General features: G+C 61.0%; 27 protein-coding genes and 2 tRNA genes. 9 read left to right on the top strand and 20 right to left on the bottom strand.

Annotated elements, in window-relative coordinates:
- Nucleotides 1-367 precede the first annotated feature (367 nt).
- From HX899_RS16120 to HX899_RS16105, 4 genes are all read left to right on the top strand, one after another.
- Nucleotides 368-943, top strand: coding sequence for a PE-PGRS family protein (locus HX899_RS16120; RefSeq protein ID WP_138334522.1), 576 nt, complete (start codon nucleotides 368-370; stop codon nucleotides 941-943).
- A gap of 103 nt (nucleotides 944-1,046) precedes the next feature.
- A complete protein-coding gene (locus tag HX899_RS16115; RefSeq protein ID WP_138388141.1) occupies nucleotides 1,047-2,762 on the top strand; it encodes a type I secretion system permease/ATPase in 1,716 nt (571 codons plus the stop codon).
- A 14-nt stretch (nucleotides 2,763-2,776) separates the two neighbouring features.
- Complete coding sequence (locus tag HX899_RS16110) at nucleotides 2,777-4,201, top strand: HlyD family type I secretion periplasmic adaptor subunit (RefSeq protein ID WP_171599719.1); 1,425 nt, start codon at nucleotides 2,777-2,779, stop codon at nucleotides 4,199-4,201.
- A gap of 7 nt (nucleotides 4,202-4,208) precedes the next feature.
- Nucleotides 4,209-4,487, top strand: a complete 279-nt coding sequence (locus HX899_RS16105) for a transposase (protein WP_164986455.1) — start codon at nucleotides 4,209-4,211, stop codon at nucleotides 4,485-4,487.
- A 155-nt stretch (nucleotides 4,488-4,642) separates the two neighbouring features.
- On the opposite strand, the gene HX899_RS16100 is transcribed toward HX899_RS16105, so the two are convergent.
- From HX899_RS16100 to HX899_RS16045, 12 genes are all read right to left on the bottom strand, one after another.
- On the bottom strand, nucleotides 4,643-4,990 hold the full coding sequence (locus HX899_RS16100) for a helix-turn-helix domain-containing protein (protein WP_138388143.1): 348 nt from the start codon (nucleotides 4,988-4,990) through the stop codon (nucleotides 4,643-4,645).
- Between the two features lie 8 nt (nucleotides 4,991-4,998).
- The gene (locus tag HX899_RS35105; protein WP_138388144.1) at nucleotides 4,999-5,244 is read right to left on the bottom strand and encodes a type II toxin-antitoxin system RelE/ParE family toxin; all 246 of its coding nucleotides are present in this window, start codon (nucleotides 5,242-5,244) and stop codon (nucleotides 4,999-5,001) included.
- A 148-nt stretch (nucleotides 5,245-5,392) separates the two neighbouring features.
- A tRNA-Phe gene (locus HX899_RS16090) sits at nucleotides 5,393-5,468 on the bottom strand.
- Nucleotides 5,469-5,647: 179 nt separating this feature from the next.
- Entirely contained in the window at nucleotides 5,648-5,860 is a 213-nt protein-coding gene (yacG, locus tag HX899_RS16085; RefSeq protein WP_138388145.1) for a DNA gyrase inhibitor YacG, read from the bottom strand.
- Nucleotides 5,861-5,892: 32 nt separating this feature from the next.
- Nucleotides 5,893-6,513, bottom strand: a complete 621-nt coding sequence (locus tag HX899_RS16080) for a Maf-like protein (RefSeq protein ID WP_003545339.1) — start codon at nucleotides 6,511-6,513, stop codon at nucleotides 5,893-5,895.
- Nucleotides 6,514-6,570: 57 nt separating this feature from the next.
- Nucleotides 6,571-6,789 carry a translation initiation factor IF-1 gene (gene infA / locus HX899_RS16075; RefSeq protein WP_003545338.1) on the bottom strand — a complete coding sequence of 73 codons (219 nt, stop codon included), beginning with the start codon at nucleotides 6,787-6,789 and terminating at the stop codon, nucleotides 6,571-6,573.
- A 123-nt stretch (nucleotides 6,790-6,912) separates the two neighbouring features.
- A complete protein-coding gene (locus HX899_RS16070) occupies nucleotides 6,913-7,398 on the bottom strand; it encodes a low molecular weight phosphatase family protein (protein WP_171599721.1) in 486 nt (161 codons plus the stop codon).
- On the bottom strand, nucleotides 7,395-7,868 hold the full coding sequence (locus HX899_RS16065; RefSeq protein ID WP_003545319.1) for a UPF0262 family protein: 474 nt from the start codon (nucleotides 7,866-7,868) through the stop codon (nucleotides 7,395-7,397). Before HX899_RS16065 ends, HX899_RS16070 begins: the two co-directional genes overlap by 4 nt.
- A 4-nt stretch (nucleotides 7,869-7,872) precedes the next feature.
- A complete protein-coding gene (gene hisD, locus HX899_RS16060) occupies nucleotides 7,873-9,171 on the bottom strand; it encodes a histidinol dehydrogenase (RefSeq protein WP_138388148.1) in 1,299 nt (432 codons plus the stop codon).
- Between the two features lie 55 nt (nucleotides 9,172-9,226).
- Nucleotides 9,227-9,658 (bottom strand): DUF2948 family protein, encoded by a 432-nt coding sequence (locus tag HX899_RS16055; protein ID WP_138388149.1) that lies wholly within the window; start codon nucleotides 9,656-9,658, stop codon nucleotides 9,227-9,229.
- Nucleotides 9,659-9,766: 108 nt separating this feature from the next.
- On the bottom strand, nucleotides 9,767-11,059 hold the full coding sequence (gene murA, locus HX899_RS16050) for a UDP-N-acetylglucosamine 1-carboxyvinyltransferase (protein ID WP_003545312.1): 1,293 nt from the start codon (nucleotides 11,057-11,059) through the stop codon (nucleotides 9,767-9,769).
- Between the two features lie 107 nt (nucleotides 11,060-11,166).
- Complete coding sequence (locus HX899_RS16045) at nucleotides 11,167-11,361, bottom strand: hypothetical protein (RefSeq protein ID WP_138388150.1); 195 nt, start codon at nucleotides 11,359-11,361, stop codon at nucleotides 11,167-11,169.
- 154 nt (nucleotides 11,362-11,515) lie between these two features.
- Between HX899_RS16045 and HX899_RS16040 the strand changes: the two genes are divergently transcribed.
- Together HX899_RS16040 and HX899_RS16035 are read left to right on the top strand one after the other, a co-directional pair.
- Nucleotides 11,516-11,590, top strand: a tRNA-Thr gene (locus tag HX899_RS16040).
- A 244-nt stretch (nucleotides 11,591-11,834) separates the two neighbouring features.
- Nucleotides 11,835-12,077 carry a DUF982 domain-containing protein gene (locus tag HX899_RS16035; protein WP_003545294.1) on the top strand — a complete coding sequence of 81 codons (243 nt, stop codon included), beginning with the start codon at nucleotides 11,835-11,837 and terminating at the stop codon, nucleotides 12,075-12,077.
- 253 nt (nucleotides 12,078-12,330) lie between these two features.
- Here the strand turns inward: HX899_RS16035 and HX899_RS16030 are convergent, their stop codons facing one another.
- Together HX899_RS16030 and HX899_RS16025 are read right to left on the bottom strand one after the other, a co-directional pair.
- The gene (locus HX899_RS16030; RefSeq protein ID WP_138334477.1) at nucleotides 12,331-12,594 is read right to left on the bottom strand and encodes a hypothetical protein; all 264 of its coding nucleotides are present in this window, start codon (nucleotides 12,592-12,594) and stop codon (nucleotides 12,331-12,333) included.
- A 152-nt stretch (nucleotides 12,595-12,746) separates the two neighbouring features.
- Entirely contained in the window at nucleotides 12,747-13,007 is a 261-nt protein-coding gene (locus HX899_RS16025; RefSeq protein ID WP_171599725.1) for a BON domain-containing protein, read from the bottom strand.
- Between the two features lie 178 nt (nucleotides 13,008-13,185).
- Between HX899_RS16025 and HX899_RS16020 the strand changes: the two genes are divergently transcribed.
- Together HX899_RS16020 and HX899_RS16015 are read left to right on the top strand one after the other, a co-directional pair.
- The gene (locus tag HX899_RS16020; RefSeq protein WP_181292821.1) at nucleotides 13,186-13,461 is read left to right on the top strand and encodes a hypothetical protein; all 276 of its coding nucleotides are present in this window, start codon (nucleotides 13,186-13,188) and stop codon (nucleotides 13,459-13,461) included.
- Nucleotides 13,462-13,568: 107 nt separating this feature from the next.
- A complete protein-coding gene (locus tag HX899_RS16015; RefSeq protein WP_181292820.1) occupies nucleotides 13,569-15,629 on the top strand; it encodes an ATP-dependent helicase in 2,061 nt (686 codons plus the stop codon).
- A gap of 11 nt (nucleotides 15,630-15,640) precedes the next feature.
- On the opposite strand, the gene HX899_RS16010 is transcribed toward HX899_RS16015, so the two are convergent.
- From HX899_RS16010 to mscL, 5 genes are all read right to left on the bottom strand, one after another.
- Nucleotides 15,641-16,693, bottom strand: coding sequence for an enoyl-CoA hydratase/isomerase family protein (locus HX899_RS16010; RefSeq protein ID WP_181292819.1), 1,053 nt, complete (start codon nucleotides 16,691-16,693; stop codon nucleotides 15,641-15,643).
- A 70-nt stretch (nucleotides 16,694-16,763) separates the two neighbouring features.
- Nucleotides 16,764-18,725 carry a bifunctional diguanylate cyclase/phosphodiesterase gene (locus HX899_RS16005; RefSeq protein ID WP_181292818.1) on the bottom strand — a complete coding sequence of 654 codons (1,962 nt, stop codon included), beginning with the start codon at nucleotides 18,723-18,725 and terminating at the stop codon, nucleotides 16,764-16,766.
- 108 nt (nucleotides 18,726-18,833) lie between these two features.
- Complete coding sequence (gene galE / locus HX899_RS16000; protein WP_181292817.1) at nucleotides 18,834-19,868, bottom strand: UDP-glucose 4-epimerase GalE; 1,035 nt, start codon at nucleotides 19,866-19,868, stop codon at nucleotides 18,834-18,836.
- Nucleotides 19,869-20,277: 409 nt separating this feature from the next.
- Nucleotides 20,278-21,444: a pyridoxal phosphate-dependent aminotransferase gene (locus HX899_RS15995; RefSeq protein ID WP_181292816.1), complete on the bottom strand. Its 1,167-nt coding sequence runs from the start codon at nucleotides 21,442-21,444 to the stop codon at nucleotides 20,278-20,280.
- A 121-nt stretch (nucleotides 21,445-21,565) separates the two neighbouring features.
- Nucleotides 21,566-22,003 (bottom strand): large conductance mechanosensitive channel protein MscL, encoded by a 438-nt coding sequence (gene mscL / locus HX899_RS15990; protein ID WP_138334485.1) that lies wholly within the window; start codon nucleotides 22,001-22,003, stop codon nucleotides 21,566-21,568.
- Between the two features lie 222 nt (nucleotides 22,004-22,225).
- On the opposite strand from mscL, the gene HX899_RS15985 reads away from it, so the two are divergent.
- A complete protein-coding gene (locus HX899_RS15985; protein WP_181292815.1) occupies nucleotides 22,226-25,741 on the top strand; it encodes a hybrid sensor histidine kinase/response regulator in 3,516 nt (1,171 codons plus the stop codon).
- Between the two features lie 8 nt (nucleotides 25,742-25,749).
- Here the strand turns inward: HX899_RS15985 and HX899_RS35100 are convergent.
- Nucleotides 25,750-26,024: TetR-like C-terminal domain-containing protein (locus HX899_RS35100; RefSeq protein WP_246697117.1), on the bottom strand; the 275-nt coding region annotated here is incomplete at its 5' end.

Genomic DNA, 26,024 nt, shown 5'->3' with positions numbered 1-26,024 from the left:
AGGTATGCCCGTCGCCAATCGCCTTTGCCCTGACGAAAACCTGCTCCGGCAGAATGCTGCAATCTAACCCGGAAAGGCTCTAAATCTGCCTATGGATCAGAGGTCCTGATGTCGCTTCGACGAGGTCGCAGACACGATCGACCATGCCACCCTGCACCAAATCAATAAGTACTGATCCAAATAACGCTCCGCCATTTCCAAGTATACGCCCAAATGAATGTCACCGAATATCTAGATAGGCCACAGATTAAATCGCAGGCAATATTCGCCTGCGGTTGTATTGGCTGCGGTGACATGCTGGAAATGCACGCCGTAGGGGGACGCCGTAAAACGAACACGGATGAAACCAAGTAAAGGAGTGACATCAATGCCTATTCCACAAATATCCGACACGATTCATCTCAACAACCCGGATGCGGGTGACGCGAATGCCGGCAACGGCGGTGATGGCCACAACGATGGGAACATCAACTACAACCCGGTTGCCTATGTAAACCCCGTGCAAACGGTCTACGGGGCAACGACCGATCTGCACAATGGCGATCACGTTTGGCAGAAGGCAGGTTGGGACGCCGGCAGTGGCGGAGACGGTGGCTTTGCTCAGGCCAAGAACGGCTTCCTGGCGGCGGTCACGAACAGCGGCGACGGCGGCGCGGGGGGAGATTCAAACTCCAACGGCAGCCAAGGAAACTCGAGCGGCGGCGACACGGCTACCGTGAATGCGGCTACGACCGCGACACAATATACGCAGCTTGTGGCCGATCAGCATGCCACCATCCTCGCAGGTGTCGGCGGCAACGGCGGCAACGGGAACAACGCTCTGGGCGGCGATATCTCGTCAGCTCTGGTGCACACGGATCCCGAAACGACGACGGTGAACAATTCTCTCGATCACTTCATAAACGCCTTCGGCCATATCGACGTCGACCATCTCGGCTCCTGAACTCTGACTCTGAGGGTCGCCGGTTTCGGCTGGCGACCCTCCTGAATTGCTGAATCAGCACGCAGCCTCTTCTTGTCAGAATCAAGTGCAGCGAGATCTGATAATGACAACGATTTCCATAAAGCCACCGCGCCCGCCGACACAGCTTGTTGTTGCGCTCAGGGCTTGTGCCGGAGCCTTCGGGTTGGTCTTCCTCTATAGCTGCGGCTACAATCTCTTTCTTCTCGCGCCTTCCATCTATCTCCTGCAGATCTATGACAGGGTCCTGTCGAGCCGAAGCGCTGACACGCTGCTGATGCTGACGATGATCATCGCCATCGGCGTGATGGTCGGGTCCACGCTGGATATCGTGCGCAGAGCAGCTCTTTCGCGCATCGGCAGTTGGCTGGACCACAGGCTACGGCCCATGGTGCTCACCTCATCGTTCGAATATGCCGCTCGCGCCGATACGGGAGCCGCCACGGAATGTTACAGGGACCTGGCCGCACTACGCCAGTTCCTCGATTCACCGGCTAGCTCGCTCTTTTTTGACGTTCCCTGGGCACCCGTATTCCTGTTCCTGCTCTTTCTCGTTCATCCGCTGCTTGGGACCATCGGTCTTCTGAGCGCGCTTGCACTTCTGCTGTTTGCGTTCCTGACGGAACTGGCGACGCGAGAGCCGCTTGCCTACGCCAATCTTGCCCTTTCGAGGAGCTATATCCGATTTGCGACCGCCCTCAAAAACATCGAGGTCATCAGGGCGATGGGCATGCAGGATGGCGCGGCGCTGATCGTCTATCGCGATGCGGAAATGGCAAGAAGGGCACAGGACATCGCGATGCATCGGACGGAGATCATTCTTGGTTTCTCCAAATCGATCCGCACACTCGCGCAGATCCTCATGATGGGATCCGCGACATGGCTAGTGCTCGTAAACAATGGCAGTCCCGGGATCATCTTCGTTGCGAGCCTGCTGCTCGGGCGCGGGCTCGCACCGATCGAGGGCGCAATAGGGGCATGGCGCTCCTTTACGTTTGCGCGCAATGCCTTCAATCGCTTGAACAAAATGCTGATATCAGTTGCATCGGATTGCGATGCCCGAATGGTGCCGCTGCCGGAACCCAATGGCCTCGTTCTCGATAATGTCAGCTATATCAAGCCATTCGCTGATCGGCCGATATTGACTGATATCACCTTGCGCCTCGCCCCCGGCGATTGCATAGCGCTCATCGGTCCTTCGGGATCGGGAAAATCAACACTCGGTCGCGTCATGGCAGGCGTTGTGCCAGCAACGCGCGGATATGCTCTTCTCGGTGGGGTCGATATCTCGGCTCTGCGCCTTTGTGGGGGGACCTGCCACGTCGGATACCTGCCGCAGGACATCGAACTCTTCGGCGGAGCGATCAAGGATGTGATCGGCCGGCTGGACGGAGGAGATCCCGGCAAAGCGATCGACGCCGCGAAGCTGGTTGGGTTGCACGAAGCGATCATGCGGCTGCCGCAGGGTTACGAGACCGATATCGGTGAAGGTGGCAACCTGCTCCTTCGAGCTCAGCGCCAACAGCTGGGACTGGCCCGGGCGGCCTATGGAAATCCGTCTCTGATCGTTCTCGACGATCCGAATTCGAGCCTGGATTATGACGGCGAACGCATGCTGTTTGCGGCAATCGAGCGCATGAAATCCAGGGGGATGACCGTCGTTATCATAACGCACCGGATGGGGATCCTGCCGGTCACCAACAAGATTGCCATCATGCGTAACGGGACGGTGGCTGCCTTCGGCGACAGCGAACGGATTTATGAAACTTATCTTCAACCACCGTCTCGAACAGGAACATAGGGAGAAACGCGGCCATGGCCCTTGTTCAACTGGATGCAACGCCGACGAAATTTTCAAATTCGCCGAGGACGGGTCGGCGGTTGGTCAAGCAACAGACGGCCTATTTGCCGGTGATCGAGTCGAAACAGCGCGGACCCGCGCCCCCCTCGCCGATGCCGGGGCTCAGAGGCGTTGTTTGGACAGGCAACCTGTTGATCCTGGTTTTCATAGTCGGATTGGGAATCTGGTCTGTCCTGGCGCCGCTGAAAAGCGCTGCAATTGCATCGGGCGTTATCGAACCGGAGTCCAGCCGCAAGACCATTCAGCATCTGGAAGGTGGAATTGTCCGACGGATACTCGTTAAAAACGGCGATGCGGTCATGGCCGGACAGATCGTGATAGAACTCGACGACACGAAGTCTCGCTCGGAGCGCGACAGCATTCAAGGGCAACTTTGGGACGCCGAAGGAAGCCGCGCCCGCCTGCTTGCGGAGCAGACGGGCGGCGACCATATCGCCTATCCTGAGGACCTCAGGTCAGCCATGGACAGATATCCTTCGGTCAGCGCGATTCTGATCGGGCAACAGAAAATCTTCGAAGCCCGTCGCCGCGTCATGCAGGCGGAAATTCAGATCGCCAATGAAAAAATCGCGCAGGTGCGGCAGGAAATCGTCGGACTTGGCGCACAGAAGGCAGCACTGGCCGACAGAGCGACAATCTCGAGCCAAGAACTGGATCAGGTTACGATCCTCAGCGCCAAAGGACTGGAAAGAAGGAGCAGACTTCTCAACCTCCAGCGGGAAAAAGCAGACCTTGATGGCCAGCAGGGTCAAGTAGAGGCACAGATCTCTCGCGCCTACCAAGTGATCAGCGGCTCACAGGCCGATCTCGCAAAGCTTGAGAGCGACCGGTTGAGCGAAGTCGCCCAAGGCATGCGCGATACGGAAAGCCGGATCATGCAGCTGCGCGAGCGCTTGCGGGCGATCGACGACCAACTCGCAAGGACCGACATCCGCGCTCCCGACGATGGAACAATCATGAATCTGCGCGTCCACACATCAGGTGGCGTGATCGGCGCCGGTGAACCGCTCGTCGATCTTCTGCCACGCTCCGATCGCCTTGTCGTGTCTGCCCACGTCAGACCGGAAGACATCAACCTCGTTCATGCGGGGCTCGAGGCACAGGTCCACCTCCTTCCCTACAATCAGCGGCGCGTTCCACTCCTGAAAGGTCGGGTCGAGTATGTTTCAGCGGACCGTCTCATCGATACGCAGAGCGGCCAGCCCTACTTTGCCGCGACGATCCGTGTAACGGACGAGCGATTGGCGAAAATGAGTGATGTCGAACTGGTCGCGGGCATGCCCGCGCAGACACTGATCGAAACAGGCAAAAGCAGCGTGGCGCTCTATGCTGTCAGACCACTTCTCGACAGTTTCAACAGAGCATTTCGTGAGGACTGAAGCGGTGATGGGCAAGAGAAAATTCGACAACGACCAGATTACGGGCATTCTGAAGGAGCATCAAGCCGGAGTGACGGTGGCAGATGTTTGCCACAGGTACGGTATCAGCGAGCCGACTTTCTATCGGTGGCAATCCTTGCAGTTCGGAAATGTCGGTCTCCATGCCAAAAGATTGAGAGCACTGGAGGAAGAGAACCAGAAGCTCAAAAAGCTTTTGGCCGAATCCATGCTCTCGGCGGCAACACTGAGCGAGATGCTGGCGAAGACATCGAAAGGGCGAAACTAACCTCTGTCAGGGGTTTGTTGGCCGCCTTCTGGCCCCGCATATCGGGCGCGCGGCATCATATTTTGACGAGGGAGCCTCCCCAAATGGGGCAAAGGGATCCGGCTCGAAAAGTACCAAGCTCCATCACAACGTGGCCGCCTTGGGATGCGTATGCATCAAGCCACATCGTCAAGGTCGACGTCCAGCGCGCTGGCGATCGACCTGAGTGCGTCCAGGGAGCCCTCCTTCTTTCCGGTCTCGATTTCGGAAAGATAGGGCTGGGAGAGTCCGGACTTTTCAGCCAGCTCCTTGATGCTCATACCGCGATGCTTACGGAACACCCGGACAGGATCTTCGCCGGCAATCAGCGCCTTGACGACGTCTTCAGGCCAGGTCTCTTCACCAGCGTCGATACGCGCCTTTGCGGCGCGCGCCTCGCTGATGTCGACAAGATCCTGATAGTCGTCTTCGGAAAGCAGCACGTACCCCTTGCCGTCGATGGTCAGTTTCTGGATTTCACCCATGGTGGTTCCTATTCGTTATAGATGTCGCCGCGTGGGCCGGCCTTGATGATGAGGACCTGCATGGTCTGATCGTCGATGATGACACGGTCCTGCCCGACACGAATTCGAAAAAAATCGCTGCCTTGCAGCTTCTTGAGATCGACCGTCTCGCCGTTGGCGAAGGCTTCGACCCTGGCGACGATCGCCGCGGCGCGCTTCGGCTGCATCTTGCGGAGTGCCTTCGTGGCGGCCTTGCTGTAGGCGATCTTTTTCACGGGTAAATATAGCTGAAAGCGAATTATTTCGCAACAATAATATTGCCAACGGCGATACTTGCGAAATTCTGCAGGTTCTTTCGATCGGATGCCCGCACGCATCGATGATGCGGATATAAAAATACAATGAAAACAAGATTGATAGCAGTGGTGCCCAGGACCGGAATCGAACCAGTGACACGCGGATTTTCAATCCGCTGCTCTACCAACTGAGCTACCTGGGCTAACCTGCTTCAGAAGTTCCCTTTCAGAAAAGGAACCGCGGGGCCTTGGTTCACCCCGGAAGCGAGCGGGGTTATAGCATCTTGTTCGCCCATGGCAAGCGTCAAATGACTCTTTTTTGACGGTCTTGCCGGCTTTGCGGATTCGTGAAGAAAAATAAGAGCTTCGCAGGCGAAATTCTCTAGTTTTCCTCATCGGGATATTCGGCCTTCGTCTCATCGTCGGCAACCGGGATGGCATAGGCGCCGGTCAGCCAGCGGGACAGATCGGCCTCGCGGCAGCGGTTGGAGCAGAAGGGGTAATGTTCGCGGTGGGAAGGTTTGCCGCATTCGGGGCAAGGGCGGGTCTTGCGCAGCGGTTCGACCTTGGCGGCCGCTTTCTTGTCGTCAGGCATATCGGTTTGTCCTATGCGATCGGCCGTCGGGCTCAACCCTCGGGCCACCGGCTATGCACATCGAAGCCTTCGCCGGTCAAAAGCAGAATGGTTTCATAAAGCGGCAGGCCGACGACATTGGTGTAGGAGCCCACCATCTTCTGCACGAAGGTGCCGGCGAGGCCCTGGATGCCGTAGGCGCCTGCCTTGCCGCGCCACTGGCCGGAGGCCAGGTAGTTCTCGATCTCGAAGCCCGAGAGACGCTTGAAGCGCACCTTGGTCTCGACGATCTTCTGACGGACCTTGCGATCCGGGGTCACCAGGCAAACGCCGGTGTAGACCATGTGGTTGCGTCCCGAGAGGAGATGCAACGAGTTCAAGGCCTCGTCGGCGAACTCAGCCTTGCCGAGGATACGCCGGCCAACGGCGACCACCGTATCGGCAGACAGGATATAGCTGCCCTTCCAGGTGATATCGCCCTTGATGGCGGCAAGGGCGGCTTCAGCCTTCTCAGCCGAAAGCCTGCGGGCGAGCGAACGCGGATGCTCCGACTTCTTCGGCGCCTCGTCGATATCCATCGGCATCAGGCGCGAAGGCTCGATGCCGGCCTGGTTGAGCAGGTCAACGCGACGGGGCGAGCCCGAGGCCAGAATGAGCTTGTATTTCAGCGCCATGGAACCTCGACCATCGTCAGACGGGAGCAAAAACCCTTGCAGGACCTTCGGGCAAACTTACTTGAAACGGTAGGTGATACGGCCTTTGGTCAAATCGTAGGGCGTCATTTCCACAAGCACCTTGTCGCCGGCGAGAACGCGGATGCGGTTCTTGCGCATGCGGCCGGCGGTGTGGGCGATGATCTCGTGTTCGTTTTCGAGCTTCACACGGAACGTCGCATTCGGCAGAAGTTCGGTGACGATTCCCGGGAATTCGAGGACTTCTTCTTTAGGCATATAAGTGTTTTCTTCCTGTGGGTTGAATAGGCAGCGCAGCGCGCGCCTTTAAAATTTGGGCGGAAACTACACAATCAACGCAGGTTTGTGAACCTCGTTGATCAGGCTTTCCTTTATTTGTTTTCATGCCGATTGCGCGGCAATGCCATTTCGTTTGAGTAGCCGGCTTTCGATGAGGCCGGCCAAGTGATCGCGGACCTCGCGGTAGCTCTCCAGAATCTGCTCGCGCGTTCCGATTGCAACCGTCGGATCCATCGTCGGCCAGTAGACCACATCGACCGCACTCGACCGCGTCAGCTCAAGTGCTGCATGATGGGCCTGCGGCGACAGCGTGATGATCAGATCGAAGTAATCGTCCTCGAGCTCTTCCAGCGTCTGCGGCTGGCGGCGCCCGAGGGAAAGCCCGATCTCCTCGAGCACGACATCCACGAAGGGATCGCGCTCGCCGGCGCGAACGCCGGCCGACCTGATATAGGTATTGGCCGGCAAAATGCTACGGGCGATCGCTTCGGCCATCGGCGAGCGGATGGCATTCATCCCGCACATGAAGAGGATGGCGCCCGGCCGCTTTCCCTCCTCGACGTCGACGGCGCGCTCCATTGCCGTCATCCGCGCCAGTAGAGCACGCAGACCAGCGTGAAAAGGCGCCGGGCGGTATCGAAATCGACCTCTATCTTGCCGGCCAGCCTATCCTTCAGCGTCTGCGAGCCTTCGTTGTGGATGCCGCGCCGGCCCATGTCGATCGCCTCGATACGGCTCGGCGTCGACGAACGGATCGCTTCGTAATAGCTCTCGCAGATCATGAAGTAATCCTTGACGATCCGCCGGAAAGGGGTGAGCGACAGGATATGGGTGGCGACGCCGCCGCCCTCTTCGGTGGTGATGGCGAACACCAGTTTCGAATCGACCAGCGAGATGTTCAGCCGGTAAGGCCCGCCGGCATGGCCGAGCGGCTCGAACCTGTTCTCCTCGATCAGATCGAAGATGGCGACGGCGCGCTCATGCTCGACATCGGGCGTCGAACGGCCGATCGTATCGTCAAGGACGACGTCGCAAAGCCGGAAATCGCCCTTCGCCATGCCCTCACCTTTCGAGGTTGAGGCGGATCGCGACCGATCGCGCATGGGCATCGAGGCCTTCGGAAACGGCAAGGGCGATCGCCGCCGGGCCGAGGGTGCGGAGCTGCTGCGGGCCGAGACGCAGGATCGAGGTGCGCTTGACGAAATCAAGCACCGAAAGACCGGATGAGAAGCGTGCCGACCGCGCCGTCGGCAGCACATGGTTCGAACCGCCGACATAGTCGCCGATCACCTCAGGCGTATGGGCGCCGATGAAGATCGCGCCGGCATTGCGGATGCCGTCGAGCAGCCGGTCCGGATCGACGACGGCGAGTTCCAGATGTTCTGCGGCAATACGGTTTGCCAAGGGAATGGCCTGTTTCAGATCGGCAACGAGGATGACCGCGCCGAAATCGCGCCAGCTTGCTGCCGCCGTCTCGGCCCGGTTCAGCGTCTTCAGCTGGCGTTCGACCGCCTGCTCCACCGCCTTGCCGAATGCGGCATCATCGGTGATGAGGATCGCCTGGGAACTGACATCGTGCTCGGCCTGGGCCAAGAGGTCGGCGGCGATCCAATCCGGATTGTTGTCCTTGTCTGCAATGACAAGCACTTCGGAGGGGCCAGCGATCATATCGATGCCGACGGTGCCGAAGACATGGCGCTTGGCGGCGGCGACATATGCATTGCCGGGGCCGGTGATCTTGGCGACCGGGGCGATCGTCTCGGTGCCATAGGCAAGAGCCGCGATCGCCTGGGCGCCGCCGACACGATAAATCTCGGTGACGCCGACAAGCTTGGCGGCAGCAAGCACCGCCGGATTGACGGCGCCGCCGGTGGCGGGAACGGCGATGACGATGCGATCGACGCCGGCGACCTTGGCCGGCACGGCATTCATCAGCACCGAGCTCGGATAACTCGCCGTACCGCCCGGAACATAGAGGCCGACCGCTTCGATCGCCGTCCAGCGCGAGCCGAGACCGACACCGAGGTCATCCTCGTAAATATCGTCCTTCGGCAGCTGCCGGCGATGATGGGATTCGATGCGCAATGCGGCGAGCTTCAGCGCCCCTAGCACCTCCGAAGGCACTGCCTCGACGGCGGCGTCGATTTCCTCAGGGGTAACGCGCATCGGCACGGTGGCGTAATCGATGCCGTCGAATTTCAGCGAATATTCGGCAAGCGCGACATCGCCGCGGACGCGCACATCATCGATGATGGCGCGGACGACCACGTTCACATCCTCGGAGACTTCACGCTTCGTCGTCAGGAAGGCGGCAAAATGCTGCTCGAAACCTTCCGATGCCTGATCCAGCCAGATTGCCAAGGCCGATATTCCTTCTCAACTCGAAACTGCGATGTTCAAACTTTAGGGCGTCACGTCAGCGGTGGCGAGGCTTGGAAGACGCCTCCCAGGCGCCGCCGATATCGGCCAGCTGGACCTCGATGCATTCGACATCGAGCGCAATCGAGGCCGTGCCGGACAGCGACAACTCGACCGTGCCCTCCGGCCCCTCGCCCTTCTTCTCGAAGCGCAGCGCCAGCAGCGACAGCACTTCGTCGCGTTTCCCGCGATCGATGCCGAGCGAGCGGACGGCAAGCACACGCTTGAAGACCAGCGCAGCCCGGCGGCGCTCGAAACCCTTGCGCTTGCGCTCGGCACCTTCCCAGACGAAACGATTGGCGGCAAGCGCGAACTGCGCGTCGCGCGGCGACCAGTCGATGTCGCCGACCTTGAAGACGCTGTCCTGCATATGCGCGGAGATGATCGCAAGATCCTCGTTATCGAGCGCAACAAGTTTCAGGTCGGTCATTCAGCCTCATCCCATTACCGGCCTAGGCCGGGCACCGCCGGAATGGCGATGCGTCAGACAAGGGAAATAAGGCGCGGCGACCAATTACGCAACCGGGATGAGCGGTGCTTACTCGCTGATGCGCTCGACGATGGCGCCGCAGCGGGTCAGCTTCTCCTCGAGCCGCTCGAAACCGCGGTCGAGGTGATAGACGCGGGACACCGTGGTTTCGCCCTCGGCGGCAAGGCCGGCGATGACGAGCGAGACGGAGGCCCGCAGATCGGTCGCCATGACGGGGGCGCCGCGCAGGCGTTGGACACCCTCGATCTTCGCCGTCTGGCCGGACAGCGAGATCCTGGCGCCGAGGCGGGCAAGCTCCTGCACATGCATGAAACGGTTTTCGAAGATGGTCTCGGTGACATGCGAGACGCCGGAAGAACGGGTCATCAGCGCCATGAACTGCGCCTGCAGATCGGTCGGGAAGCCCGGGAAGGGATCGGTGACGATATCGACCGGCCTGATGCCGGCGCCGTTGCGCTTGATGCGCATGCCGTTGTTGGTCGACGAGATTTCCGCGCCGGCGCGGCGCAGGGTTTCCACTGCGGTCTCGAGCAGCGCTACATCGGTATTTTCGAGCACGACGTCGCCGCCGGCCATGGCGACGGCCATGGCATAGGTGCCGGTCTCGATGCGATCCGGCAGGACGCGGTGGCGGGCGCCGGAGAGCGAAGTGACGCCTTCGATGGTGATCGTCGCAGTACCCGCGCCCGAGATCTTGGCGCCCATGGCGTTCAGGCAGTTGGCGAGATCGACGACCTCAGGCTCTCGGGCGGCATTGCCGATGACCGTCGTGCCGCGGGCAAGCGTTGCCGCCATCATCATCACATGGGTGGCGCCGACGGAAACCTTCGGGAAGGTGTAGCGTGCGCCGATCAGGCCGCCGGCAGGCGCCTTGGCGTTGATATAACCGGCATCGATCTCCATGGTCGCGCCGAGCGCCGTCAGGCCCTCGATGAAGAGATCGACGGGGCGCGTGCCGATGGCACAGCCGCCCGGCAGCGAAACGCGGCAATGGCCTTCGCGCGCCAGCAACGGCCCGATGACCCAGAAGGAGGCGCGCATCTTCGAGACCAGCTCATAAGAAGCCGTGGTATCGACGATGGTGCGGCAGGTGAAATGGATCGTGCGCGAATAGGAATCTTCCTGGCGCTCGCGGCGGCCATTGACGGCAACGTCGACGCCGTGATTGCCGAGGATGCGCATCAGCAACTCGACATCGGCCAGATGCGGCACGTTTTCGAGCGTCAGCGTATCGCTGGTCAGAAGCGAGGCGATCATCAGCGGCAGTGCGGCATTCTTGGCGCCGGAAATCGGAATGATGCCATTCAGCTCATTACCGCCGACGATTCTGATACGATCCATGTGCGCTTACGGGCAGCGCCCGCCTTTCCTGAAAGTTCTGCCTTGGAATAAGGAGTGAGGTGTTTAGGGGATTTCTCGACACGCTTCAATTCGCGACGGACGGAACATTACGATTCGTCCAATTTTGCGGCGGGCAGCCCATTTGTTTCGTCGGCTTGGCCGGAACGGCGGGCTCGGACCTGCTGTTTGCGTCGCCCCAGATTTTCCCTGAGCTTTTCGGCGGCGCGCTCACGGCGCAGTTTCGCCTGTGCCTCGATCGCCTCTTTGCGGCTCTGCTGGCCGGTTTCGGTCTTTTCATTCATGCGACAGGATTAGCCGAATTCGCGCCGATCCAAAAGTCCCTTGCGTGCCAATCCACGCGAAGTTGGAATTTGCTGCTTGCGCTGGCCGTCAAGCTGTGGCAATAGCCGCCCCGTTCCCGCGATTGAGCCACCCGGCTCTACGCGGTCTGGTCCTGCTGCCGTAGCTCAGTGGTAGAGCACACCCTTGGTAAGGGTGAGGTCGGTGGTTCAATCCCACTCGGCAGCACCAGTTTTCTTGAAAAGACAGTCCATCTCCCGGCGAAAACACCTCATAAGTTAGCGTTTCTCATCAGCTGGCAGCCATAGGCTTTCCTGTCATGGGTCGAGGCAAAACCATTCGTTGCGGCATCAGCGACGATCCGCCCATTGCTGACGGTGAAAATCACGCTAGAATATTAGCTATCGCAATGTCTCCCTGGAGGAACTGGGAGATGCTGCACTTCGTTTCTGTCGAAAATCGTGGAGGAGCGTCGATGGCAACTGAAAGATGGAACAGCCCGGTCAAGGTTGGTTTCGAAGGTGCCGATGCGCGAACGGTCAATGGGCCGTTCGATGCGCTGAAGTGCCTGGCGGATCTCTGGCCGAGTATGCGCGGGCTTCGTTATATCAAGGCCCGCAGCACCTGCCGGGCAGCGCTCGATGGGCGCAAGAGCGTGGAAGAAGCAAGAGCCGAGTTTCTGGCGGCAGCCGAAGAGGCGAAGCTGAAGTTGCATTAGCACTTCGGCAAGGAATTTCGGGCGATTTTCGCCTTCTGGGCGCGCAAGCGTGCCGGAACGGGACAATGCTCTAATTTTGGGCTTTAATTTTGGTTTAACCCTGCAACAAATGCGTGCCGGGTTTTGGTGCAGCAGGCGTTGTGTCTGGTACAGGTGTCTTCATAGAAGATGCCCAGCCATCATGATGATGGTTAGAGGCTCGTACCCTCTGCGGAAACGCAGGCGAGCCTCGTCCGAGCAGGACCGCCTTTTTTCAGCAATCCGCGCCGCTCTCATTCTCGATCTCGATATAACCGACGCCGATGATCGTGCCGTCCGCCGCGCGGATAAAGGAGGGGAGATAGTGGGGCTCTGCCGGTGTGCAGGCGACGGCCCCGGTATATTCGTTGAGAGCGATCTGGTCCTTCGGCAAAGCGGAATAATTCGTGCCGGTTTCCAGCGAGGCATGGGCGGAGCCGGCAAAGACACCGCAACCCACTATCAAGGTCGTTGCCCAGAGGCGAGGAAGCAACTGCATGAGAGTCTCCAGCGTTTAGGTCCGGCATTTCAACCCGCGGGAGGGCATTTTGGTTCCCTTCATGAATCGTAAAGAACTGCGCGCGCGAGCCGGACTTTTATTTGATGCATGTCGTTGTCCTAAAACCGCTGCACACTTTTAGGCGACATGCGTTAGCGTCGCAGCAAGCGAGCACGCACATAGCCTCGCCCGACGACGCCCTCGGCGATCTCGATTGCCCGCTCGATATCACCCCGCTGACGCACGAAACCTTCGAGGATGACATAGGAGCCCGATATGCTGACGGTGATTTCGCCGGCTTCGATATCGGCGGCCGCATGAAGGGCGCTCTCCACCGAGGCGCGCGTCGCGGCATCGCTGTGGCCCTGCCGGCCGGGCTCGCCATGCCCCGTGAATGCTGGAAAGCCGAGCACCGTGAACGTTTCCTAATGTTGGTTGATGTCTGTTAACGCCGCAGCGACGCATTTCGTTGCGTCCCCCGGAAAAGAAGAGCCTGTTCGACAGCGATACCTGCACGGTGGCATGGGGTACCCTTGGCGAAAGGCGCCGCGGCTTCCATATTTGGCTGCAGTCGAAAGAGGGATGATGACGATGAAAGCGCTTCTGCCTGCCTTGTTTGCCGGAGGATTGTTTGCCGGGCTTGCCGGCTGTTCCTCGGCCGATGCGCCGGCGCTGGAACCCATTCCCGGCAGCATCACCTATGGCGGCCAGCCGCGAACGAAGCTCAGCAAGTCGCCGGTCGGCAGCGCCGTCTACAACCAGTTCTACAACGGGACAGGACAGCGCGTGGAGGAAACCTATATTCTTCAGCCGGACCGCAGCCTGAAGCTGGTGCGGCGCGAGATCGGTCCGGATTTCCCCGACTGAGATGTTGCCCGCGCGCCAGATCGCTTGACAGGGACAGCAATCGCGAACATTCAAGGAACATCTAATCTTTCCCCAGTGATTCTGCGGGAGCCCGACCGGACGGCTGGATGTATCTCGAAAAGCTCAATCCGCAGCAGCGCATGGCCGTCGAGCACGGCACGCTCATCGACGGCAACCATATTGCCGGGCCGCTGCTGGTCATTGCCGGCGCCGGCTCCGGCAAGACGAATACCTTGGCGCATCGCGTCGCCCATCTCATCGTCAAAGGTGCCGATCCCCGCCGCATCCTGCTGATGACCTTCTCGCGCCGGGCAGCCGCCGAGATGGCGCGGCGTGTCGAGCGCATCTGCCGCGATGTGCTTGGTTCGAATGCCGGCGTGATGGCGGACGCGCTTTCCTGGTCCGGCACCTTCCACGGCATCGGCGCGCGGCTGTTGCGCGATTATGCGGAGCAGATCGGTCTGGATCCTGGGTTTACCATCCACGACCGCGAAGACAGTGCCGATCTGATGAACCTGATCCGGCACGACCTCGGCTTCTCGAAGACGGAAAGCCGTTTTCCCACAAAAGGCACGTGCCTTGCCATCTATTCCAGGGCGGTGAATTCGGAAACCGCGCTCGACCTCGTGCTGCGCGACGTCTTTCCCTGGTGCGCGACGTGGGAGAAACAGCTGCGCGAACTCTTCGCCTGTTATGTCGAGGCCAAGCAGAGCCAGAACGTGCTCGATTACGACGATCTGCTGCTCTACTGGGCGCAGATGGTTGGCGAAGAAATGATTGCCGAGGATATCGGCAGCCGCTTCGACCATGTGCTGGTCGACGAATATCAGGACACCAACCGGTTGCAGGCCTCGATCCTGCTGGCGCTGAAACCCCAAGGCCAGGGACTGACCGTCGTCGGCGACGATGCCCAGTCGATCTATTCCTTCCGTGCCGCGACGGTGCGCAATATCCTCGATTTTCCCGCCGCCTTCAGCCCGGCCGCCAATATCGTCACGCTCGACCGCAACTACCGCTCGACGCAGCCGATCCTCGCCGCCGCCAACGCCGTCATCGATCTCGCCTCGGAGCGCTTCACCAAGAATCTCTGGACCGAGCGGCAATCGTCCGAGCGGCCGCGCCTGGTCACGGTGCGCGACGAGGCCGAGCAGGCGCGCTACATCACCGACATGGTGCTCGACAACCGCGAGGAAGGCCTCACGCTCAAACAGCAGGCCGTGCTCTTCCGCGCCTCGCATCACAGCGGGCCGCTGGAGGTCGAGCTGACCCGGCGCAACATTCCCTTCGTCAAATTCGGCGGGCTGAAGTTCCTCGACAGCGCGCATGTCAAGGACATGCTGGCCGCCCTTCGCTTCGCCCAGAACCCGCGCGACCGTGTGGCGGGCTTCCGGCTGATGCAGATCTTGCCGGGCGTCGGCCCGTCGACGGCGCAGAAGACGCTCGACCTGATGGCCGAGGATGCCAGCCCGATTACTGCTCTTGGCTCCATGCCAGCGCCGCCGCGCTCCGGCGAGGACTGGACAATGTTCGTTTCGATGCTGCAGGAGCTGAAGACCGGGAAGGCCGGCTGGCCGGCAGAGATCGGTTTGGCGCGGCAATGGTACGCGCCGCATCTGGAACGGCTGCACGAGGATGCCGCGACGCGGCAGGCCGATCTGCTGCAGCTCGAGCAGATCGCTAGCGGTTATGCCTCACGCGAGCGCTTTCTCACCGAGCTCACCCTCGATCCGCCGGATGCGACCAGCGACCAGGCGGGCGTGCCGCTTCTCGACGAGGATTATCTCATCCTGTCGACCATCCATTCCGCCAAGGGCCAGGAATGGACGAAAGTCTTCATGCTGAACGTCGTCGACGGCTGCATACCGAGCGATCTCGCCGTCGGCACCACCGCCGAAATCGAAGAGGAACGCCGGCTGCTCTACGTCGCCATGACACGCGCCCGGGATGGTCTCGACCTCGTTGTGCCACAACGCTTCTTCACCTATGGGCAGAACTCGCAGGGCGACCGGCATGTCTATGCCTCACGCAGCCGCTTCATTCCCGCGACCCTGCTGCAGTTCTTCGAGGCCTGCAGCTGGCCGCAGGTGAAATCGCAGACTGCCGCTCAAGCGCAGGCGCGGCAGGTGCGCATCGATGTCGGCGCCCGCATGCGCGGCATGTGGCGATAACTGGATAGCGTTCAGAGTGAAAGCGGCGGTTCGGCCGGTTTCAGGAAATGCTCGACCGTTTCGGCCCCCACAGCCTCAACAGTTGCCGGCGACCATTGCGGATTGCGGTCCTTGTCGATGACGGCGGCGCGGATACCCTCGAAGAAATCGGGATTATCAAGCATCTGCAGACAGGCGCCGAGTTCGCGGCCGAGGCATTCGGCAAGCGAGGCGCTGCGGCGGCCGGCCCTGAGCAGCCGCAAAGCGAGCTTCAGACTGGTCGGTGAACGCGTCAGCATCACTCGGCGCGTCTCGGCGGCAAATTCGCCTTCCTCCCCGGCGAGTACTGCCAGGATTTCCTCGACGCTGTCGAAACCAAATGCGCGATCGATAACCGCCGCGTTCTGTCGCAGCCGGCTTTCTCCCTGAGGCTCCGAAAATGCCTGCAGCACGGCATCGACATCGCCGGGAGAACTGCCGCGCGGCAGGCCCGAGAGAGCATCGATCACTTCATCCAGCCTCGACGAGGCGATCTGAAGGTCGGCAAGGCGGGCGTGGATCGCATCGGCAGCACCAATGTCGAGCCCGGTCAGGCCGAGCCATGTTCCGGCTTCGCCCGGTGCGCGCGGCAGCAGCCAGGTGGCGCCGACATCGGGGACATAGCCGATGCCGGTTTCGGGCATGGCAAGCCGTGTGCGCTCGGTGACGATGCGGTGGCGGCCGTGCGACGACAGGCCGACGCCGCCGCCCATGGTGATGCCGTCCATCAGCACGACATAGGGTTTGGGATAAGAGGCGATCAGATGGTTGAGGTGGAACTCCTCGCGCCAGAAGGTACCTGCGAGGCCATCGCCGGCGCGGGCACTCTCATGCAGGGCGCGGATATCGCCGCCGGCGCAGAAGCCGCGTTCGCCCTCCCCAGTCGCCACGACGCTTGCCACCTCGGAATCTCGGGCAAAGTCGTGAAGGGCTTCGGTGATCGCTCGAATCATCGGCAGCGTCAGGCTGTTCAGTGCTCGCGGCCGGTTCAGCCGGATGACGCCTGCGGTGCCCCGCCGTTCAATGATGACTTCGCCGTCCTGCATGGTTCACCTCATCTGTTGAGACCATGAATAGACGACGGTGAAGCATCACTCCAGTCGATTCAAGGTCGGTTCAGGCAGACAGCGAATTGCGGGCGGAGACTGCGGCGTCGCACCGGGCGGCGTAATCGATGGCAAGTTCCAGCGGCAGCGGCAGCGAGAAATGATAGCCCTGCGCCAGACGCACGCCCATCGCCTTCAATCCCTCGGCGATCTCTTCGCTTTCGACGCCTTCGGCGACGGAGGCGATTCCGAGATTCTGGCAGAGATTGGCGACCGAGCGGGTGATGTTCATGCAACGGGCGTCACGATCGAAATTCATCACGAAGGACTTGTCGATCTTCAGCTTGTCGAAGCCGAGACGATGAATATGGCTGAGGCTCGAATAGCCGGTGCCGAAATCGTCCAGCGCGATCGAGATGCCGGCAGCGCGCAGCATAGTGATCACCTGGTCGGCGGTGTCGAAATCGGAGAGCAGCGCCGTCTCGGTGATCTCGAATTCGATGCGCTTCGGATCGATGCCGGAGCGGGTGATCATGGCGAGCAGCGCCATCGACGTCTCGTGGTCGCAGATATCGCGCGCCGAGAGATTGAAGGACAGCCTGAGATGGCGTGGAATGATCGCCAGCGCTTCGAGCGCCTTGGCGAAGAGGATGCGGGTCATGCGGCCGATGACGGCCGTGCGTTCGGCAGCCGGAATGAAGGCGTCAGGGCTGATGCGGCCGAAGCGGGCGCTGTCCCAGCGGGCGAGCGCCTCGTAAGCGACGACGCGGCCGCTCTTCAGCTCGACGATCGGCTGATAGTCGAGTTTCAATTCCTTGGCGAAATCATTCGCCTGCAGCTCGAGTTCGATCAGGTGGCGCTGCGTCAGGATCTTCTCGTGTTCGGCGGAGAAGAATTCGACGCCGCTGCTGCGCTTGCTCTTGACCTGGTAGAGGGCAAAATCCGCTTTCTCGTAGAGATCCTCGGCGGTGTATGTGCCGATATCGGGATAGACGATGCCACACGAGCCGAAGACGCGGACCGAGCCGTCGGGGATTTCGAAAGGGTCGCGGACGGCAGCACAGAGCGCCTGGCCGAGATCGGCAATCGCCTGCCGCGTCATCGAGCAGGGGAAGATGATCCCGAACTCATCGCCGCCGAGACGGGAGACGATGCCCTCTTCGCCCACCAGCGCGACGAAGCGGCGTGCCGTCTCCTTGAGCACGAGATCGCCGGCGGCATGGCCGAAGACGTCGTTAACAGGCTTGAAGCCGTCGAGATCGAGAATGCCGAGGACGGGCGGCGAGGACGGATTCTTCTGCAGCCGTTTTTCCAGCGAGAGAAAGAAGCTGCGGCGATTGGCAAGGCCGGTCAGCTGGTCGTGCAGCGCGTTGCGGCTGTTGACGAGGTTCAGCTCTTCGGCTTCCGCCTGCTTCTGCTTCAGCTCCTCGGTCAGTTGCACGAGACCGACGAAATTCTGGAAATAGCTGTTGATCACCCTGAGGAAGGGCAGGATCAGGAAGAGGCCGCTGATGGCCGTCGCCACGAAAACGGGATTGCCCGAAAACAAGAAGGTCGCGACCATGGCCGAGAAGGTGATGACCGTGGTCAGGGCTGCCGCCATCGGCAGGTGCATCAGGCAAAAGATGCAGGAAATGCCTGTCACCACGAGGAAATAGGCGATCTGACCCTGCTGGGAAGCATCGCCATATTGGTAAAGCGCGATCGCCCAGCCGCCGAAAGCGACGGCCAGGATGCCGGCCCCTGATATCGTCACCTTCATCAGCCTGTAGGCCCGCTCGGCGGTCACATCTTCCTTGCCCCGGATCTCCCACCAGCAGAGACGGAAGACACAGACGACGCTCAGGGCCACGGGAATATAGAGCGAAAGCCAAAGGGGCGCGGATTTGAGGTGGGTGATCGCCACCGCAAGGGCGTTGATGATCAGCAGGACATAGAGAATGGGAATCTGCGACGACAGGGCTCGGAACTGCGCCAGCAGAAGCGTCGGATTGTCTTTTTGCAGCTGCAATGAGGCCAGAAAGTTCTTCATCGTCTCTTTTCCGTTGGCCCGAACCAGCCAAAGAAAGCTTGATTTTTCCTTATTCACGTGACGGCAAGCGGCCCCCGCAGGCGCGGGGATGGTAAATGGGTTCCTGGATCAGAACGAAGCGGCGGCGAGTGCCCGGTGGATGCTGTGCAGGTCGTCGACATTCTTGTTCGACAGGAACAGTTCCCAATCGAGCGAGCTCTGGACGATGGTTTCCAGCGAATCGTATCTGGGCTTCCAGTCGAGCACCTGCCGGGCGAGCGAAGCATCTGCAACGACGCTTGCCGAATCCCCGGCGCGGCGCGGCGCCATGTGGATCTTGAAGGAATGTCCGTGCAGGCGGGTGACCATGTTCAGCACGTCGAGCACGGAATAGCCGCTGCCATAACCGCAATTGGCAACAAGCGAACCCTTGCCTCTGCGCAGGTGCTGCAGCGCTTTCAGATGTGCATCCGTGGGATCGCTGACATGGATGTAGTCGCGCACGCCGGTGCCGTCATGGGTAGGATAATCGATGCCGTAGACATTGACGCTGTCGCGCGTGCCGAGCGCTGCCTCGCAGGCGACCTTGATGAGGTGCGTGGCGCCTGAGGTCGACTGGCCGGCGCGGTGGTGTGGGTCGGCGCCGGCGACGTTGAAATAGCGAAGCGCGACATAGTTGAAATCATAGGCGGCGGCGGCATCGCGCAGCATGAATTCGGTCATCAGCTTCGACTGGCCGTAAGGATTCTCCGGATTGAGCGAGGCCGTCTCCTTCACCGGCAGGTCGGTCTTTTGCTGGCCGTAGACGGCGGCTGTCGAAGAGAAGACGAAGTTGCGGATACCGGCCTTGATCGACGCGCTCAGCAGCGCCCGGGTCTTGCCGGAATTGTTGTCGTAATAGGAGAGCGGATCGGCGACCGAGACCGGAACGACGGCGGAGCCGGCGAAATGGATGATCGCCTCGATGTCGTTTTCGATGAAGACCTTTTTCAATATGTCGGGATCGGCAATGTCGCCGAGATAGAAACGCGCCGCCGGCGCCACGGCCCAGCGAAAGCCCGTGGAGAGGCGATCGAGCACAACCACATCCTCGCCTGCATCGAGCAGCGCCCAAACCATGTGACTGCCGATATATCCGGCCCCGCCCGTCACCAAAACCGCCATGTCCCGCATCCCTGCTTTCGTTTTTATAAGCAGGGGCATCAGGCGCCGGTTTTTCTTTCCAATTTTCTTATCGAACCGCCTTTGGAAGGCCTTTGAACGGGTATGTTTGGAGTCGTGGTTAGAGGCCGATTTCGGGCTTTGCTAGAGTTTTATCGATCCGGCGATTCCGGCACGAAATCGAGGTATTGTGTACCGATTGGCTGCCCCTCACCCTAACCCTCTCCCCGTAAAAACGGGGAGAGGGGACGTGCCCTGCGAGAGGTGGGCGGAGAACGGAGAGGTCGCGGCATGTCCCCTTCGCCCCGCAAGCGGGGAGAAGGTGCCGGCAGGCGGATGAGGGGCAGACCCCGGCGATCTCCTACGGAAATAGCCATGACTTCTTCTCCTTTTCGCTGCAGGCCGATCGCCGTCAGAGCTTGAGGATATAGTTGCAGAGGCGCTCGGCGGCGATCGCCACCTGGGTGGAATCACGCAGGAAACAGGCGCGCAGGAAGAGTTCGCCGCCCGGTCCGAAAGCGGTGCCGGGAGCAAGGCCGACGCCTGTCTTGTCGACGATATCAAGCGCTGCCCTGCGGCTATCGGCGACGCCGTCGATCTTCAGGAAGGCGTAGATCGCGCCGTCCGGTTTCAGTGTCTCGACGCGGTTGGTGGCGACAAGCGCATCGCAGAGAATATCGCGGGAGCGGGCCGCCTTGGCGATATTGGCAGCGACGAAATCGTCGCCTTGATCAAGGGCTGCAACGGCGCCCTTCTGCATGAACTGAGCCACGCCCGATGTAGAATACTGGATGAGGTTTTCGAGCACCTGACCCATTTCAGGGGGTGCTACGATCCAGCCGACGCGCCAGCCGGTCATCGACCAGTTCTTCGAGAAGGAATTGACGAAGATGATCTTGTCGCCCTCGTCCATCACATCGAGGAAAGAGGGCGCTCGGCCACCGGCAAAGGAGTAGCGGGCGTAGATTTCGTCTGCCAGGATCCAGAGGTCGTGCTTGCGGGCAAGCGCCAGGATATCGCCAAGATCCTGCTTCGTTGCCGTCCAGCCCGTCGGGTTCGACGGCGTGTTGATGAAGATGCCCTTGGTCTTCGGGGTGATCGCGGTTTCGATGCGGTCAAGATCGACCGCCCATTTGCCGCCTTCAAACTGCAGCTCGACACTGAGCGAGCGCGCACCTGCTATCTCCAGGGCGGCGGCGATATTCGGCCAGGAAGGCGAGAGGTAAACCAGCTCGTCGCCCGGCGAGGTCAGCGCCTGCACGGCGATCTGGATCGCCTGCATGCCGGAGCCGGTAACGTAGAAATGCTCGACCGGAAGCCGGATTCCGAAATGTCTGTCGTAATAATCGGAAAGTGCCTGGCGAAGCTCCGGAATGCCGCGCTGCCAGGTGTAGAAGGTCTCGCCGGCAGCAAGCGCATCCATTGCCGCCCTGCTGATGAAATCAGGCGTCGGCAGATCGCCCTCACCCACCCAGAGCGGCAGCAGGCCTTCGCGGCCACGGGCATAATTGACGAGTTCGACGATCCCGCTTTCGGGCGCCGCCAGGGCGCGCGGGCTGAGGCTGCTGACGATCGACATGCAAATCTCCGGTTTCCGCCTTCATAGCGGATTTGCGCCGGCAAATCCCATGACATCCAGTGATGGCATATCGATTTTGGTGATGAATGAGCCCGGCCGAAGCGGAGGGGCTCCAGCCGGATCAAGCCGTCGGGCGCGTGGCGAGAAGATCGCGGATTTCCGTCAGAAGCTGAACGTCTGCCGCCGGCGCTGGCAGCTCTTCCGGTGCAGCCTTTTCCTGGCGCTCGACCTGGGCACGCAGGGTGTTCACGCCCTTGACCATCAGAAAGATGATCCAGGCGAGAATGAGAAAGTTGATGAGCACGGTGAGGAAGCTGCCATAGGCAAACACCGCTCCCTGCTCGCGGGCGGCGGCGAGCGACTGCGCGTTGACGGCCGACGAGAGTGGGAGGAAGTAATTCGAAAAATCGAAGCCGCCGAAAATGGCGCCGACGATCGGCATAATAAGGTCATCCACCAAAGATTTGACGATGCCACCGAAGGCGCCGCCGATGATGACGCCGACTGCAAGATCCATGACATTGCCGCGGGCGATAAAGGCCTTGAACTCATTGAGCATCGGATCCGTCTCCCTTCGATCCATTTCAAAGACATGCAATGGAATTTATTAGCTACATCTTCATTGCAATTAATCAATCGGCAATCGCAATTATTCAGCAATACCTCTCCCGCGGTCTTTGACTTAAGGCCTAGACGGCCAGGAATTTTCAAAGCGTCTGAAATGACTTAAGCTGACCCACGTTGCGGGAGGTCCGGCGGGTTTTCCGCCGGCGGAGGGTCAATGCTTCCAGGCTGGGTCATATTCGCGTCTGCCTTCGGCTATCTGCTCCTGCTTTTCGCCGTGGCAAGCTATGGCGACCGCAAGAACCGCGGCCAGGGCACCCTCGGCCCGGGCACGCTGGGCGGATGGCCGGTTGTCTATGCGCTGAGCCTTGCGATCTACTGCACCTCCTGGACCTATTTCGGCAGCGTCGGGCTTGCCGCGCAGCGCGGGTTGGAATTTGCCGGCATCTATATCGGCCCCATCCTGGTCTTCACGCTCGGCATGCCGTTGCTTCGCCGCATCATCGAGCTCGCCAAGGCGGAGAAGCTCACCTCCGTTGCCGATTTCGTCGCCGCGCGTTACGGCAAGAACCCGACGGTCGCAACGATCGTCGCGCTGATCTCGCTGATCGGCGCCATTCCTTATATCGCGCTGCAACTCAAGGCGATCTCGAGCACCGTCAGCGCCATGGTCAATCCGTCCGATTACGGCATCGGCAGCGGCAATCTCTATTTCCTCGACCTGCCGCTCCTCGCGACGCTGGTGCTTGCCTGCTTTGCCATCATGTTCGGCACGCGGCATACGGATGCCACAGAGCACCAGGATGGCCTCATCCTCGCTGTCTCGATGGAATCCGTGGTCAAGCTCGTCGCCTTCCTGACGGCCGGCGTCTGCGTCATCTGGTTTCTGTTCGACGGCCCGACCGATCTCTGGCGCAAGACCGTCGACAATGAGCTGGTCATGTCGGCGCTCAGCTACCACACGCCGATCAGCCGCTGGATCACCCTGATCATCTTGTCGGCCTTTGCGATCATCCTGCTGCCGCGGCAATTCCACGTGACGGTTGTCGAGAACCGGACGCCGAAACAGCTGAAACTCGCGGGTTTCCTGTTTCCCACCTATCTCATCGCCATCAATCTCTTCGTGCTGCCGGTGGCGATCGGCGGGCTCTTGACCTTCGGCGGCGCCGGCAATGCCGATTTCTACATGTTGTCGCTGCCGCTTGCCGGCCAGATGCCCGTCATTTCGCTGATCATCTTCATCGGCGGCTTCTCCGCCGCAACGGCGATGGTCATCGTCGATTCCGTCGCACTGTCGATCATGGTGTCGAACGATATCGTCATGCCGATCTTCCTCCGGCGCAAACTCGCCGGCCGCGCCAGCCTGCGCGACAATTTCGCCAAGACACTACTCAACATCCGCCGCAGCGCCATCTTCGCCGTGCTGCTGTTCGGCTACGCCTATTACCGCTCGACCGACAGCACCGCCGGCCTTGCCTCGATCGGCCTTCTTTCCTTCGCCGCGATCGCGCAAATCGCCCCAGCGATGTTCGGCGGGCTGATCTGGCGGCGGGCGAATGCGCGCGGCGCGATCCTCGGGCTGACCTCCGGCTTCGTCATTTGGATCTACCTGCTGTTCCTGCCCTCGCTCGGCGGCCCAGATTATTCCTATGTGGCGAGCGCCGTGCTCGGCTTCATCTTTCCCGGGACCACGCTGTTTACGGCCCCCGACGCCGATCCGCTGGTCAATGCGACGGCGATGAGCCTGCTCGTCAACAGCGCCTTCTTCGTCGTCGGCTCGCTCACCCGCAACGCCAAGCCGCTGGAGCGCATTCAGGCCGGCATCTTCGTCAAGCGGCATTCGCGCTCGCAATTTGCCACGCGCGGCTGGAAGACCCGCATCAGCGTCGGCGATCTCAAGGCGGCGATCTCGCGCTATCTCGGCGAAGAGCGCATGCAGCGCTCGTTGACGACTTACGAACAAGGCTCCGGCCGCAAGCTGGAGGACGAGCAGCCGGCCGACATGGCACTCATCCATTTCAGCGAACAGCTGCTCGGCAGCGCCATCGGCTCGTCCTCGGCCCGGCTCGTGCTGTCATTGATCCTGCAGAAGATCGAGGATGCCTCTTCCGACACCGCATGGCTGCTCGACCAGGCGAGCGAGGCGCTGCAATATAACCAGGACATGCTGCAGACGGCGCTTTCGCAGATGGACCAGGGCATTGCCGTCTTCGACAGTTCCAACCGGCTGACGATCTGGAACCGGCGTTTCCGGCAATTGCTGGATCTTCCGGAAAGTGCCGGCCAGGTCGGTTTTCCCTTGTCCGATATCGTCACCACGCTCATCCAGCGCGGCGACATCGCGCCCGGCGATCTCAGCCAGACGGTGCGGCATTTCCTGACGCTCGACAAACCTTTCGCGCTGGTGCTCGGCGGCGGCGAGCGGATCATCGAGGTGCGCTCCAACGCCATGCCGGACAAGGGCATCGTCGCCACCTTCACCGACATCACCCAGCGCGTGAACGCCGACCAGGCGCTGAAACAGGCGAATGAAACGCTGGAGCAGCGCGTCGCCGAACGCACGGCCGAGCTTACCCGGGTCAACCGCGAACTCGGCGAGGCGCGCGCCGCCGCCGACGAGGCGAACATCGGCAAGACGCGCTTTTTCGCCGCCGCCGGCCACGATATCCTGCAGCCGCTCAATGCCGCCAGGCTCTATTCCTCGGCATTGGTCGAGCGCATGGCGCAATCCGAGAACAGTCCGATCGTGCGCAACATCGATTCCGCGCTGGAATCGGTCGAGACCATTCTCGGCGCGGTGCTCGATATATCCAGGCTCGATACCGGCGCCATGCGGCCGCGGCTCGCCTCCGTCGCGCTCTCCGACCTGCTGGAGCGTATCCAGACCGATTTCGCGCCGATCGCCCGTGAAAAACAGCTGAAGCTGGTGATCATGCCGACGTCGCTGAGGGTCCGCTCCGACCCCAATCTTCTGCGCCGGCTGGTGCAGAACCTCGTTTCCAACGCCATCAAATACACGATCACCGGCAAGGTGCTGGTCGGCGCGCGGCGGCGGGGCAACCAGGTGATCATCCAGGTGATCGATTCAGGCATCGGCATTCCGCCATCGAAATTCCGCACGGTGTTCAAGGAATTCGCGCGGCTGGACGAAGGTGCCAAAACCGCCTCCGGCCTCGGGCTCGGCCTGTCGATCGTCGACCGCATCGCCCGCGTACTCAACCATCCGGTCGAGCTGCAGTCGACGCATGGCAAGGGCACGGAATTCCGCATCGCCATGCCGCTCGACGTCTCACGCCCGGCCGCGGCGGCAGCAGCGGTTGCGCCCGCCGACCGTCCCGGCCAGCCGCTGAGCGGGTTGAAGATCCTCTGCATCGATAACGAGCCGAAGATCCTCGAAGGCATGCGGCTCCTGATCAGCGGCTGGGGCTGCGAAGTGGAGGCGCTGGATTGCCTCGCCGACGTCACCGCCGTCGATGGCCAGGAGGGACCGCCTGATATCGTCATCGCCGATTATCATCTCGGCGACGGCACCGGCATTGCCGCGATCCTGCATCTGCGCCGCCAGTTCGGCGCCGATATCCCCGCTTTGCTGATCACGGCCGACCGCACGCCGGAGGTGCGCAGCGAGGCCGAGCGATACGGCATCGCCGTTCAGCACAAGCCGGTGCGGCCGGCGGCGCTACGCGCCTATATCACCCAGATTTCCGGCCTCAAGCGCGCCGCCGCAGAGTAAGAGGCAGCTTACAGCGCCGCGTCCATGACTCGGGCGACGAGATCGCGCACGCGCGCTGCATCCGGTACGTCGCCGAACAGGATGCGGTACATGATCGGCGCCACCACCTCGTCCATGACGCGGTCGACATCCGGAAAGGCCTCGCTGCGGGCCTTCGCTCTCTCGGCGATGAGACCGATCTGCTGGCGGGTATATTCGGCGCATTTACAGGCATTTGCGCCCGCCTGCGCCGCCAGCACGTCGCGGATCATTTCGCGGCCCGGGCCGGAGGACATTTCCTCGG

Source organism: Rhizobium sp. WYCCWR 11146 (assembly GCF_013591995.1).
GTDB lineage: Bacteria > Pseudomonadota > Alphaproteobacteria > Rhizobiales > Rhizobiaceae > Rhizobium > Rhizobium indicum.
The sequence above is the reverse complement of the archived record's forward strand: the minus strand, read 5'-3'. Positions and strand labels throughout refer to the sequence as shown.

Excerpts from the sequence above, each read along its gene's own strand:
- HX899_RS16120 (WP_138334522.1), top strand. The coding sequence starts at position 368 with ATGCCTATTCCACAAATATCCGACACGATTCATCTCAACAACCCGGAT.
- HX899_RS16115 (WP_138388141.1), top strand. The coding sequence starts at position 1,047 with ATGACAACGATTTCCATAAAGCCACCGCGCCCGCCGACACAGCTTGTT.
- HX899_RS16110 (WP_171599719.1), top strand. The coding sequence starts at position 2,777 with ATGGCCCTTGTTCAACTGGATGCAACGCCGACGAAATTTTCAAATTCG.
- HX899_RS16105 (WP_164986455.1), top strand. The coding sequence starts at position 4,209 with ATGGGCAAGAGAAAATTCGACAACGACCAGATTACGGGCATTCTGAAG.
- HX899_RS16100 (WP_138388143.1), bottom strand. The coding sequence starts at position 4,990 with ATGGGTGAAATCCAGAAACTGACCATCGACGGCAAGGGGTACGTGCTG.
- yacG (WP_138388145.1), bottom strand. The coding sequence starts at position 5,860 with ATGCCTGACGACAAGAAAGCGGCCGCCAAGGTCGAACCGCTGCGCAAG.
- HX899_RS16080 (WP_003545339.1), bottom strand. The coding sequence starts at position 6,513 with ATGGCGCTGAAATACAAGCTCATTCTGGCCTCGGGCTCGCCCCGTCGC.
- infA (WP_003545338.1), bottom strand. The coding sequence starts at position 6,789 with ATGCCTAAAGAAGAAGTCCTCGAATTCCCGGGAATCGTCACCGAACTT.
- HX899_RS16070 (WP_171599721.1), bottom strand. The coding sequence starts at position 7,398 with ATGACGGCAATGGAGCGCGCCGTCGACGTCGAGGAGGGAAAGCGGCCG.
- HX899_RS16065 (WP_003545319.1), bottom strand. The coding sequence starts at position 7,868 with ATGGCGAAGGGCGATTTCCGGCTTTGCGACGTCGTCCTTGACGATACG.
- HX899_RS16055 (WP_138388149.1), bottom strand. The coding sequence starts at position 9,658 with ATGACCGACCTGAAACTTGTTGCGCTCGATAACGAGGATCTTGCGATC.
- murA (WP_003545312.1), bottom strand. The coding sequence starts at position 11,059 with ATGGATCGTATCAGAATCGTCGGCGGTAATGAGCTGAATGGCATCATT.
- HX899_RS16045 (WP_138388150.1), bottom strand. The coding sequence starts at position 11,361 with ATGAATGAAAAGACCGAAACCGGCCAGCAGAGCCGCAAAGAGGCGATC.
- HX899_RS16035 (WP_003545294.1), top strand. The coding sequence starts at position 11,835 with ATGGCAACTGAAAGATGGAACAGCCCGGTCAAGGTTGGTTTCGAAGGT.
- HX899_RS16030 (WP_138334477.1), bottom strand. The coding sequence starts at position 12,594 with ATGCAGTTGCTTCCTCGCCTCTGGGCAACGACCTTGATAGTGGGTTGC.
- HX899_RS16020 (WP_181292821.1), top strand. The coding sequence starts at position 13,186 with ATGAAAGCGCTTCTGCCTGCCTTGTTTGCCGGAGGATTGTTTGCCGGG.
- HX899_RS16015 (WP_181292820.1), top strand. The coding sequence starts at position 13,569 with ATGTATCTCGAAAAGCTCAATCCGCAGCAGCGCATGGCCGTCGAGCAC.
- HX899_RS16010 (WP_181292819.1), bottom strand. The coding sequence starts at position 16,693 with ATGCAGGACGGCGAAGTCATCATTGAACGGCGGGGCACCGCAGGCGTC.
- HX899_RS16005 (WP_181292818.1), bottom strand. The coding sequence starts at position 18,725 with ATGAAGAACTTTCTGGCCTCATTGCAGCTGCAAAAAGACAATCCGACG.
- galE (WP_181292817.1), bottom strand. The coding sequence starts at position 19,868 with ATGGCGGTTTTGGTGACGGGCGGGGCCGGATATATCGGCAGTCACATG.
- HX899_RS15995 (WP_181292816.1), bottom strand. The coding sequence starts at position 21,444 with ATGTCGATCGTCAGCAGCCTCAGCCCGCGCGCCCTGGCGGCGCCCGAA.
- mscL (WP_138334485.1), bottom strand. The coding sequence starts at position 22,003 with ATGCTCAATGAGTTCAAGGCCTTTATCGCCCGCGGCAATGTCATGGAT.
- HX899_RS15985 (WP_181292815.1), top strand. The coding sequence starts at position 22,226 with ATGCTTCCAGGCTGGGTCATATTCGCGTCTGCCTTCGGCTATCTGCTC.